Source organism: Saccharomonospora sp. (genome assembly GCF_027317685.1).
GTDB lineage: Bacteria > Actinomycetota > Actinomycetes > Mycobacteriales > Pseudonocardiaceae > Saccharomonospora.
Genome location: NZ_DAHVQP010000139.1, coordinates 35,823 through 47,300 on the forward strand (window position 1 = coordinate 35,823; position 11,478 = coordinate 47,300).

Genomic DNA, 11,478 nt, shown 5'->3' on the forward strand with positions numbered 1-11,478 from the left:
CGAGCGCGTAATCGACGGAGGAAGACTTGGGGACTCAGGATATCCTAGCGGTAGCAGGCCTTGCCGTTGTCGACTCGACTAACTTTTCCCTCATCCTGGGAACAATCTACCTCGTCGTTTCCAATAAAAGACCGATGTCGCGCGTACTGGCGTTCATCGGTGTTTTCTTCACGATTTACGTCGTTGTCGGCAATCTGCTCGCGGCGGGCGCGCGATCACTGGAGTTGAATGAGACGACCGTCGATTACATCCAGCTCGGCATCGGAGCGGCGCTGCTGCTGTACGGGCTCGTCGCGCCACGGGAGAAGAAGACACGCTACAACACTGAAGGGGCGACATCGATCATCGGCGCGGTCGGCCTCGGGCTGACCGCCTCGGCCATCGAGGTGGCAACGGCGTTGCCGTACTTCGGTGCCATCGCCATCGTGACCCAAGCGGATCTGCCGGTCCCCGTAGTCGCGTTGATCCTCATCGTTTACAACTTCATCGCGGTCAGCCCGTGTCTGCTCGTGGCAGTGCTGTACTCGCGATCCAAGAACAGGTTCAGGGCGAAGATCGATGCATGGATGCAGCGCCAGCGTGAGAAGAAGAAGACCTCACGCACCGGTCTGCTGGTTTTGTGCGTCGTCGCCGGTCTGTACATCAGCAGCGATGCGCTGTTCCGGCTGGAGTACTTCGGCCTCGTCGATATTCCCGAAATCCCCGAAGAGGCGAAGTAGACGTCGCTGCCGCGCCGTGGGAAGTGAAGAGAGGTAAGCCTTGCAATACGCAGTCGAAGCCGAAAACCTGGTGAAACGGTTCGGCAAGACGACGGCGCTGAGCAACTTCAACATCGCGATCTCCCCCGGCACCATCGTGGGTCTGCTCGGCCCCAACGGGGCCGGCAAGACCACCGCGGTACGGATTCTGGCCACGCTGACCCGGCCGGATTCGGGTCGTGCGCTGGTATACGGCAATGACGTGGTGCGCAACCCCGTTCGTGTGCGCAGGCTGGTGGGACTGACGGGGCAGTACGCGTCCTTGGACGAGGACCTCTCGGGCTTGGAGAACCTCGTCCTCGTGAGCAGGCTGTCAAACCTCAGTCGCGCCGAGGCTCGCCGGCGTGCCCAGGAACTGCTCGAAGGGTTCGACATCGTCCACGCCGCCAACCGACCGGTGCGGACGTATTCGGGCGGTATGCGACGGCGGATCGATCTGGCGGCGAGCATTGTCAGCCGCCCCCGTGTCCTCTTCCTCGACGAACCGACCACCGGCCTCGATCCCCGAGCCCGTAGCGATATGTGGACGATCATCCGTGAGATGGTCGGCGAGGGGGTGAGCGTGTTGCTCACCACCCAGTATCTGGAGGAGGCCGACGAGCTCGCCGATACGATCACAGTGATCGACACCGGTCGTGTGATCGCCGAGGGCAAACCGCACGAGCTCAAACGCCGCATCGGTTCCCAAACCCTGGAGCTGCGCATCCCGGCTGATGCGGATACCGAGACGGTCACTCGCATTCTCGAGGAATTGACGGAGACCCGACCGGATTTCCAAGCCGAGACACGCACGTTCAAGGCACCGGTGCAGGATTCCCGCATCATGTCCGCCGTGGTGCGCCAACTCGATCTGGCGGACATCGCGGTGGAAGAGCTCGCACTGCGCCTCCCGAGTCTGGACGAGGTGTTCCTCGGCCTCACCGGCCGGCACAAGAGCGACTCCGAAGCCACGGACAGTGGCACGGACAGCGGCGATGCCGGATCGGACAGCCAGGCCACGGATCGATTGGAACTAACGCGATGACCACCGTGCCTCATTCGTTGTTCGCCGCGGAGGATTCTCCCGACTCCACGGCGAAACACGCCGACCGCGTCTCCTTCACCGAGGGGATGAATCATATCGCCGCGCTGATCTGGCGCGGCGCGCTACGCATCCGTAAGGCACCGGACCAGTTGCTGGACGTCACGCTGCAGCCGCTGTTGTTCCTGCTGTTGTTCTCGTTCCTCTTCGGTGGCGCGGTCGCGGGCAGCACCGAGGACTACCTACAGCAGTTGGTCCCCGGTCTCGCCGTGCAGAACACGATCATGGCCAGCTTCGCCGCGGGTGTCTATCTGAACACCGACATCAACAAGGGCATCTTCGACCGGTTCCGGAGCCTGGCGATCCCACGGTCGGCACCGTTGATTGGTGCCGTGATCTCGGACATCGTCCGATACTTCGTCGCCTTGGCGGTGCTGTTGCTCACGGCGTTCCCGCTCGGCTTCTCCCTGAACTCCTCGATCCCGGCGTTCTTCATGACGATCGTGGTGCTCGTCGTGGTCGGGCTGTGTTTCTGCTGGATGTCCGTGTTCGTCGGAATGCTGGTGCGGACCACCGCGTCGGTGCAGGGATTGATGACCATGTTCGTCATCCCGCTCACGTTCGGCAGCAACGTCTTCGTGCCCACCGAGACCATGCCGGGTTGGCTGGCTGCCTGGTCGGACGTCAACCCGGTGAGCCTGATCGCCGACGTCATGCGAGGACTCATGCTGAGGAACGAGCTTTCGCCGTCGATCTTGGGCGTCGTGGCGTGGCTGGTCGGGATCGTCGCCGTGTTCTTCCCCCTCGCGATGTGGGCGTACCGGCGTCGTGTCGGCTGAACCCGGGGACGGACCGACCTCGGGCAGGTTGAGCTGCCGGCATTCGTCAGCTGGGAAGCTCGCCGTGCCCGGCCATGTGGCGCACGGGTGAAAACCGGCTCGACTGGGTAGGCGTCTTACATCCCTCGGGAATGTGGAGGTGTGCCGTGCCGGTCTGGCGAGTGCGGGATTTCCACGACGACTACCTCGACCAGGCGATCAGCATCTGGGACGCCAGTCGTGAACGTGTCGAACCGGTGTTCTTAGCCGCCGAGGTCATCGCGACAGCGTGGGCAGGTCACGCCCACCGCGAGGCGCGCCTCGACTTCGGCGGCGTACTCACCGCACTGCCGGTGCTCTGGGTCAACCACCCTAACCGGGCAGCAGACGCGATGTTCAAACCTCTTCAGCTCGCGGCCGCTGCGGCCTGCGGGCTGCGCATCCAACCGACCCTGGTCACCAACTCGCTGGCCTCCGCGACGCGGTTCATCCGCGAGCACGGTGTCGATGAGGTGGTCTGCAAGTCCTTCGGCCCGAACACCATTACCGAAGGCGGTCAGCTCAAGACCGCCTATACCCGCTGCCTCACCGAGAACGACTTGGTCGAGTTGGACGGGGTCGCCTCCACCGCGACTCAGCTGCAACGGTAGGTAGATAAGGCCTATGAAGCCCGAGTGGTCGTGGTCGGCGAGCGGATGTTCACCATCACCATCACCGCGGACTCTCCGCAGGCGTGAGTGGATTGGAGGGCCGATTTCACCGCATTGCGTTATCGCCTCATCGACACGCCGCCCGAGATTGAGAAGGGACTACGCCGCTACCTGGATACTCTCGGCTTGGGTTACGCCGCAGTCGATTTCGCTATTGATGCCGACGGGCGGTGGTGTTTTCTGGAGTCGAACAGCTCCGGCCAGTACAGGTGGCTGGAAGCCCAGACCGGGGCACCGCTCACCGCTGCCCTGGCTGATCTGCTCACCAGCCAAAGGAACGCCCATGATGAGCACGGCCACTGACGTCGAATGGGGTTTGTATGCCGCACGGCTCGCGGATGAGCTGGCCGCGGTGGGCAAACTCATCGACCCCCCGCCTGGCCGACGCCATCCGAGCTGTTCCGCGACACATATTCGTACCCACCTACTACCAGCCAGGCCCCGGACGGTGACTGGACCGAGCACACCGGTCTCGACTATCTCGGCACGATCTATGCCAACACCGCGCTGATCACCGCTCTCGCTCCCACTCCGGTCGGTATCACGGTGCTGTCGTCGTCGACTCAGCCGGGCTTGATGACCCGCATGATCGAAGCTCTTCACCTCGCCGACGGGATGCGGGTGCTGGAGATCGGCACCGGCACCGGTTACAACGCGGCCCGGTTGGCGCACCGGTTGGGGGAGGACAAAGTTCTCCGTCGATGTCGAGCCCGAGCTCGTCGAGCTGGCTCGCCAGAGGCTGGCCGCACTTGGCTATCATCCGACCGTGGTCGTCGGCGACGGCGCCGAGGGCCTGGCCGAGCACGCACCGTTCGATGCGATTATCGCCACCTGCGCCGTCCCGGTCGTCCCCCTGGGCGTGGATCGAGCAGACCACCCCCGGCGGGGTGGTCCTCACTGATCTCAAGCCCGCACCCGGCGCGGACAACCTCGTCCGGCTCACCCGCACCGCCACTAACCGTGCGGAGGGCCGCTTCGACGCGACCTACGCGGCGTTCATGGACCTGCGCCCTCAGCCCCGCCACAGCCCGGCTGGATTCCGGGTCGAGCGCGACCGTGATCAGGCCGAACGCGGCACGACCAACTTGGACCCCCACACTCCGTGGAGCTCACTGTTGGTTTGGTTCCTCGCATCCTTCGATCTTGGAGGCGAGATCGCCTACGGCTACACCATCCCGGACGGCGGCGCCCTCCCCGCCCATAGCAACAACGCGCCGACCGCGTCTTGGATCGCCACATCGGACGGCTCCTGGGCCGAAACCACACTTGCTGATCAGAATGGTCGGCATGATGTGGCCGAGGGCGGTCCTCGTCGCCTCTGGCGTCTTGTCGAGAAGGCCCACCGCACCTGGATCGAACTAGGCCAACCCGGCTGGGACCGCTTCGGCCTCACCGTCACGCCTGGTGTCCACACCGTCTGGCTCGACCAGCCCGACAGCGAACACACCTGGCAGCTCAATCATCCGTGCTGGCCGGAGTAATTTCGGTGTTTCAGCCGTCCCAGTCATGCCAGAACGGTGTCCGGTCGTTCCCGGCGGTGAGGAGGTCGGTCTTCAAGGTGCCGGGCCGTATGTCGGGGTCGGCGAGTTGCACGACCTGTTCGCGAAGCGCAGCGGCGCTGGGGAACCGGTCTGCGGTCTTCGCCTCAGAGGTTACGCGCCGTGGCAGCGCAGCGCCAGGCTAGTTAGGGCCGTGATGGCGGCGATAAGCCCGCTGCAGCTGGCGAGAGCTCTCGACCACTGCCCCGGATCAGGGCGCGGCGGTGGAGCGCCTGGAATGCGCGTGCCTCCCGTGCCTCGCGGGAAGTTGCCGCCGTGGGCCCGTGGGCTGTCCAGCGTGGGCGCTACTTGACCTCGTGCTACAGACGGCAATGGTGCATCAATGTCGACAAGTGATGCGCCCACCGCCGGCAGGGGCTTTAGTTCGGCTGCGGCGGTGTCGGGTCGATGATGTCGATGGTGCTGCCCGTGCCCCGCAACACGACTTCCGAGGAGAAATGACCCTCACCCAACAACCGCCCGGTGGTGCCCTTCATTCGGACGACCTCCTCACCACATAGGAACACGAGGATGTTGCCCTCGGTGTCGAACCCGTACTCGGATTCCGGTAGCGGAGCGCCGACCTCACGCTCGATCCACTCCTCGGTATGCGGTCCGATGATGATGTGCACGGTGGTCCAGTCCCCCGGCACCAACTCCTTGAGTGGCCTGCTCTGCTTGCCGTCGCGCAGCTCGCGCAGTTGATTGGCGAATTCCTCGTCGTACTCCATCGAACCGCTTTCCCCCTCCACGCCACACGCGGTGAACGTGACGAGCAGAAAGAGCACCAACGCAACGACTCGCATGAGAGGTCCCATGCCAGCAATCGTGCTCCGAACACGCCGAGGTGTCGTCCGGTGTGATGTGCCTCAGCGCTCGGGCTGTCGGTGGCCCCATCATCGTCGGACCCCGTTCGCCCGGCCTCGCCGAGGTCGATCCGGTGCGCACGGACTTGTCACCCGTCGATGACGCTTGTCTCCCCGTCACACGACTCGCTCGATGAGCACAACCGGTTCGTCAAGGCCCACGTCGGGATTCTCCATCCCGATGCGCCTGCCGACCTCGGTGTCGTACAGCTCCATCCCATCGGGGTCGCCGGGATCGTCGCCGCTTCGGCTGGTGCACGCACAATCGCCTACCGAACGTGACAGGTATGTACCCGCCGGCCGTGTGCAGAGCACGTCCGAAAGATCGGGAACGTCTTGAACGAGACGGATCGTCAGTGGCGATACCGACGGATACCCCTTGTGCCTTGCCCACGGTCAGGGCTGAGCGCCGACCGCCCACCTACCGGGCCGCTTCGCGTCCCGCCAGGTAGCCGAACACCAGTCCCAGCGAGATCGCCCCTCCCGCACCTCCGTAGAAGCCCTTCGTGGGCGCGCCTCCCGTGTTGCCTGCGGCGTACAGGCCGGGGATGGGCTTGCCTTCGGTGTTCAGTGCGCGTCCGTGGGCGTCGGTCTTCGGGCCGCCCACCGTGCCGAGCGCGCTGGCCTCCACCTTGAGCGCGTAGTACGGCGAGGTGTCGATGGGACCGAGGACGCTGGACTGCGGGCTTTCCAGGATCGGACGCGTGATCTTGGCCAGGGGTCCGACGATGACCGACCGGAGACGTTCCGGGTCGTTCTTCTTCGCCGCGGCTTCCGCGGCCTTGGTCACGACCGGCCCGAGCGCCGCCGCGATGCCCGCCCGAGCCTTCGCGGTGAGTCCCGGAAATCGTGCGTCGGGGGAGTTCTTGCCCAACCACGGGTGGTAGGCACCGAAGTACCGGTCGAACAATGTCTCCCCTCGGCCGAACCACGGGTCGCGACCTTTTCGGGCTTCGGGGTTGAACTGGTCGACGGTCCGCAACAGTCCCACTTCGTCGACGCCGATCTGGGCCGCCAACCCCGCCAGGGTGTCGGCACGGTGGATGTACTCGGGAACCTCCCCACCGGGCGGGATGCCGAAGATCCCGAACTTGGTCCAGTAGTTGTGGTCGAAGATGAGCCATGCCGTGGCGTTCGGCATGGTGCCCGTCTTCGGGTCGACCTCCCGCATGATCTTGCCGAGTTGGTCGTAGGGCAGGGCCTCGTTCGCGAAACGCTCGCCCTTGCTGTTCACCATGATGCTGTGTGGCAGGGAACGCTCCCCCAGGAACACTCGCGCGAGTGGGCGGCCTTCCAGCGTTTCGCCGGGCAGTTGCACCGCGGGCATCCACCAGGCGTCCTGCATGGAGGTCAGGTCGGCGCCCACTTCCTTGGCCAGCTGCACCGCGATCCCCTCATGTCCCTTCGGGGAGACCTGCGCCTTGAACGGCGCGTGGAGATAGGTCTTGGTGACGTCGTCCGAGCTTTCGAAGCCGCCGCTTGCCAGCACCACTCCTTTGGCGGCGCGCGCGGTCTTCTCGGCGCCGTTCGTCCGCACGACGACGCCCCGCACCGCCCCGGAGTCCTCCGTGAGGAGCCGGGCCGCGGGCGCTTCGATCCGCACATCGACGCCGTTGTTCAGGCACCCTTCCAAAAGCGCGCCGACCAGGGCCGGCCCGGCCATCCAGACGTCCTTACTGTCCAGCCCGGCCAGCATCCAGAACGGAAGTGGGTTCCTGGCCATGCCGGTCTGCAAGGCCGGTCGCACGTACTGACGGGCCTCCCCCAGTTTCTCGGGGGCGAAAGGGCCGGGGAACAGGGCCCGGCCGACCGACGCGCCGTCGATGTCGGACCGGTAGTCCGGCCAGATCGCCGGGACCCACCCGAAGGACGTGTGTTCTTCGATGAACCGGGCGACGTGTGGACCCGTTTCCAGGAACTTCTCCACGATCTCGTGGTCGAGGATCTTGTACCGGCCTTCGCCGTAGATGTAGCGGCGGGCTTTGTCCAGGTCGTCGTCCACCTGGAGCTGTTCGGTCGAGAAGCCGTGGTTGGGGACCCACGCCGCCCCCGCGGAGATGCCGGTGGCGCCACCGACGATCGGCTGGACTCCACGACGAGGACCCGTGCTCCCTGCTTGGCCGCACTGAGTGCCGCCATCAGCCCTGCCCCGCCGGAGCCGACGACCGCGACGTCGACCTCGTCCGGAATTCCCTTCTGTGACACGGTCCCGATGGAACCGGTGTGCTGGGTCGGAGCGCTCGTCACGATCCCCTCCGTACGAGTAGCTTCTCTGTTGCCCCTGCATGTGCGACCGCTTGCGCCCGGGTCGTGTGCGATGCGTGACCAAAGCGACGTGGTTCGCGGGAGCCTCGTCCTTGGTTATCCGTTCCCCGCGCCGTTCGACGATCAAACCCGGATCCGACGTCGTTCGCGAAACCAGAAGGTGTCGCACAGCCGAAGGCGTGGATCGGCCGGGTCGCTCCCGACGGTGATCACCCACGCGCTGTGACCGCTCGAATTCACCACTCACGCGCGTGGCCGGCCCCGTCGTGCACCGTCGACGCACGAGGAAACCCCACCACACGATCTGCGATCCCGGAAAAGCGCCCGGGAAGGAGTGAGCAACGCAGAACGCCCGGCTGGGAGGACCCAACCGGACGTCCATGCCGTATTCGGTTCCACGCGGTCACCCGCGCCGTATACACCCCGGACAGCACGTATGTCCTTTGTGGTCGGACCAGAACAGGGGTGTCCCCAGCCGCCCGAAAACCCCCATCGCGGTGCTCTGGTCGAGAACACCGCGATGGGCCTGTCGAGCTTCGTCAGCGGCGGGAGGGGAACTCCACGACCTGCTGGTAGGTCGGGCGGTTCTGCCAGGTCACCTTCTTGTGGCCGATGCCGCCGATCTTGGAGTGCACGATGGCGTCGGCGCACCACTGGTCACCGGCCTCGCACTCCGCATCACCCGGGTAGACCTCCTCCGCCGGGGTCACGGCCGCCTCGGCCAACGTGTCCAGCAGCACCTGGCGGCACGCCGACGCGTCGCCTCCTCCGCACAGCGACTCGTCGAGCCCGCCGGGCACATCGTCACCGAGCGCCACCCGAACGTCCTTGGACACCTGTCCGAACCAGCCGTGCTGGAACGCCGAGCCCTGGTGCCCCTGGCCGGACTGCAGTCCCGGCTCCCCGTTCTGCCAACCGGAGGGCGACTCGTTGATGCGCAGCACATCGGTCAACGCCTGGTAGGCCGGGGTGCCCAGCTCCGGTTCGAACATGCCCCGCACCAGCAGCGGCCACCACGCGTCCATCAGCTGGATCGCCGACGCGTGCTCGTAGACGTGGCTGCCGCGTTCGGTCTCCACCCGCCGACCGCCGTCCTCCGACCACTCCCGCAACTCGTCGACGCGCGCGGCCAGTTCGGGGTCGTCGACGGGCTCGGTGTCGATCAGCCGCAGCAGATCGGGCAGGACCCGTTCGGCACGCAGGTCGGTGACCCCGGCCTCGGCCATGACCTGGGTCAGACTGACCCGGTCGAACGTGTCACCGGCCTCCAGACGTTCGGCGATCCGGTGGTCCAGCAGGTCCCCGCGGTGCACGGCGCCCTTCTCCGGCAGTGCGCCCGCCGTTCCCGGTGCCTGCTTGTTGTTCCAACTGATGTAGTAGTCCTGGTTGATCGAATGGGGATGTTCCTCGAACGACATGTACCGCGCGGTGTTGTCGTCCGGGTTCCAGCCCTCCCACTCGTAGGCGGGGTCCGAGGCGATCGGCATGCTCGGATCGACCTGTGGCGGGCGCACGACGTTCGCCCCGGAGTTGAAGTACGCGGCGTCGTCGGCGTCGACGTAGAACCAGTTGAACGTGAAGTTGATGTCGTGGGCGGCGCGCTGGAAGTCCTCCGCCGAGGTGATGGCCTCGGGATCGTTGAACTTCTGGAACCCGATGATCGAATCGATCTCGTGCAGGAACGTCGACCGCACCGTCGTGAACGCCACGGGCTTGCCGTCGACGGTGCCGCGGTGGGTCACCGGACCGTAGTGGGTGCGGAACGACACCAACCGGTACGAACCCTTCGGGGTCGAGTCACCGAGGTTGGGTTCCCACTCGTTGTGTCGTTCCACCGTGCGCATCGGCACGCATTCGCCGCGGAACAGGTAGGACGACGAGTGGATGGTGGCCGGGCCACCGTCCGGTTCACACAGTTCCACGGTGTAGGTGTCGATGATGTCCTGACCCGCCGTGGTGGCGCTCCAGGCGTAGTCCTGGCCGCGACCGAGCAGGGTGTAGAAGCTCAGGCCCGCGAACGACGCGCCCTTCGACGAGATCCCCGGCCCCTGCAACTCCTGGAGGGTGAGCAGTTGGGGTGCGAAGTAGCCGGTCTGGGGTCCGAACACTGCGACCGGGTGTCCGCTGTCGGTGTGGGCGCCCGACACGACCAACGCGTTGGACATGCCCCGAGCCCGGCCCAGACTCTCGGGCAGGACACCGTCGTCGAAGATCCCGCGCAGTACCTCGGTCTGATCGTCCGAGTCCGGCCGTGGCACGTCGTGCCTCCTCGGCGCGGCGTTCTTCGCGGCCGTGTCGACGCGCTCGGCGGCCGATCCGGTCGGGTCGAACACGAGTTGCTGTTCGATCACCGAGCCCCGGTCCGGCCACACGACGCCCTCCGGGTCCTCGGGCGCGTTGCCGTACGGGAAGACCTGTCCGTCGTGGATGGTGCTGATGGCCTCGGGGTCGTTCTCGGCGCGGAAGACCCTCCAGATCTCCTCTCCACGTTCGACGCCGAATCGTTCGTGCAGTTCCAGGCGGGCGATGGCGTTCTGCACCTCGTTACCACCGCCACCGCCGAACTGGGCACCGATCAACGCGGCGAGCACGACGATGTCGGTCGGTTTGAACGGCTCGATACGCCCCTTGTTCGTGATCGCGTCGATGTGTCCGGTGGCGACGTACTCACCGGGGAAGTAACGTCCCCGGTGCGCCTTCTCGATGTAGGCGTTGATCCCTTCCACATAGGACTCGAGGTCCTCGATCGCCTGGGCGCCGCGTTCGCCCTTGCGGGCGACGTCGTCGAGCTGTTGTTGCAGTTCCTCCTCGGTGTACGGCGCGGCGGCGAAGAACTGCTGCTCCAGCGCACGGTTCGCGGGTGCGCCCCCGGCGAACGAGGAGACCGTCCCCCGCCCGGCCCGGCGCATCACGTCCATGAGGAAGAGCTTGTCCTCGGCGGCGGCGTATCCGGCGCCGAACATGGTCCCGGACCGGGTGGTGCCGGTGATGTGGGGAGCCCCGGTGGATTTGTCGCGGACGATGGTGACGTCCTCGCGCGGCCGGTAACTCCGCTCGACCTGGTCCGCGGGAACGCCGAACGAATGGTCGTTGAAGAACTCGTCGATGGTGTCGGTGGTCAGGCTCGAATACCGGGCGGCGAGTTCGTCGTAGGCGTCGAGTTGATCCCCGGAGTGTTTCGGCAGGGTGCCGAACAGCAGGTGGCCGATGAGCTCGATGAAGGTGGCGTTGCCGCTCTGGCCGGGCGGCAGGATGTCGTGACACTGCTCGCCGCAGTAGTCCGGGGCCGGCTCGGGCAGGGGCGCGTGGCGTGCACTCGCGGGAGGTGCGGTCAAGCCGGTACCGACCACGGCCGCGACGGCGAACACGGCCACAGTGCGCGAAAGTCGCGACATTGCGAGTCCTTCCGTTGATCGTTGACGGAAGATCCTAATCGCAGCGCACCGGCAATGAAAGGCTTTCATGTTCGGTCCAGCCGAGTGGACCACATCCGCGAGCGAGC

Annotated in this window: 10 protein-coding genes; 7 read left to right on the plus strand and 3 right to left on the minus strand. The window is 65.8% G+C overall.

All coding sequences use genetic code 11. The annotated features are described in order from the left end of the window. The first annotated feature begins 26 nt into the window (after positions 1-26). From M7H19_RS17040 to M7H19_RS17070, 7 genes are all read left to right on the plus strand, one after another. Entirely contained in the window at positions 27-719 is a 693-nt protein-coding gene (locus tag M7H19_RS17040; RefSeq protein WP_298182641.1) for a GAP family protein, read from the plus strand. A 40-nt stretch (positions 720-759) separates the two neighbouring features. Further along, positions 760-1,782 carry an ATP-binding cassette domain-containing protein gene (locus tag M7H19_RS17045; protein ID WP_298182643.1) on the plus strand — a complete coding sequence of 341 codons (1,023 nt, stop codon included), beginning with the start codon at positions 760-762 and terminating at the stop codon, positions 1,780-1,782. After that, positions 1,779-2,618, plus strand: a complete 840-nt coding sequence (locus tag M7H19_RS17050) for an ABC transporter permease (RefSeq protein WP_298182645.1) — start codon at positions 1,779-1,781, stop codon at positions 2,616-2,618. Before M7H19_RS17045 ends, M7H19_RS17050 begins: the two co-directional genes overlap by 4 nt. A gap of 146 nt (positions 2,619-2,764) precedes the next feature. Continuing rightward, entirely contained in the window at positions 2,765-3,247 is a 483-nt protein-coding gene (locus M7H19_RS17055) for a hypothetical protein (RefSeq protein ID WP_298182647.1), read from the plus strand. A gap of 87 nt (positions 3,248-3,334) precedes the next feature. Continuing rightward, positions 3,335-3,610: a hypothetical protein gene (locus M7H19_RS17060; protein ID WP_298182649.1), complete on the plus strand. Its 276-nt coding sequence runs from the start codon at positions 3,335-3,337 to the stop codon at positions 3,608-3,610. 436 nt (positions 3,611-4,046) lie between these two features. Further along, positions 4,047-4,208 carry a hypothetical protein gene (locus M7H19_RS17065; protein ID WP_298182677.1) on the plus strand — a complete coding sequence of 54 codons (162 nt, stop codon included), beginning with the start codon at positions 4,047-4,049 and terminating at the stop codon, positions 4,206-4,208. Beyond that, complete coding sequence (locus tag M7H19_RS17070) at positions 4,195-4,788, plus strand: hypothetical protein (protein WP_298182683.1); 594 nt, start codon at positions 4,195-4,197, stop codon at positions 4,786-4,788. Before M7H19_RS17065 ends, M7H19_RS17070 begins: the two co-directional genes overlap by 14 nt. Before the next feature lie 437 nt (positions 4,789-5,225). Here M7H19_RS17070 and M7H19_RS17075 read toward each other — a convergent pair whose 3' ends face one another. The 3 genes from M7H19_RS17075 to M7H19_RS17085 all read right to left on the minus strand — a co-directional run bounded on the left by M7H19_RS17075 (position 5,226) and on the right by M7H19_RS17085 (position 11,371). Beyond that, positions 5,226-5,663, minus strand: a complete 438-nt coding sequence (locus tag M7H19_RS17075) for a hypothetical protein (RefSeq protein WP_298182651.1) — start codon at positions 5,661-5,663, stop codon at positions 5,226-5,228. A 469-nt stretch (positions 5,664-6,132) separates the two neighbouring features. Continuing rightward, a complete protein-coding gene (locus M7H19_RS17080; protein WP_298182679.1) occupies positions 6,133-7,791 on the minus strand; it encodes an FAD-binding protein in 1,659 nt (552 codons plus the stop codon). A gap of 724 nt (positions 7,792-8,515) precedes the next feature. Further along, the gene (locus M7H19_RS17085; RefSeq protein WP_015785766.1) at positions 8,516-11,371 is read right to left on the minus strand and encodes a penicillin acylase family protein; all 2,856 of its coding nucleotides are present in this window, start codon (positions 11,369-11,371) and stop codon (positions 8,516-8,518) included. Positions 11,372-11,478: the final 107 nt, after the last annotated feature.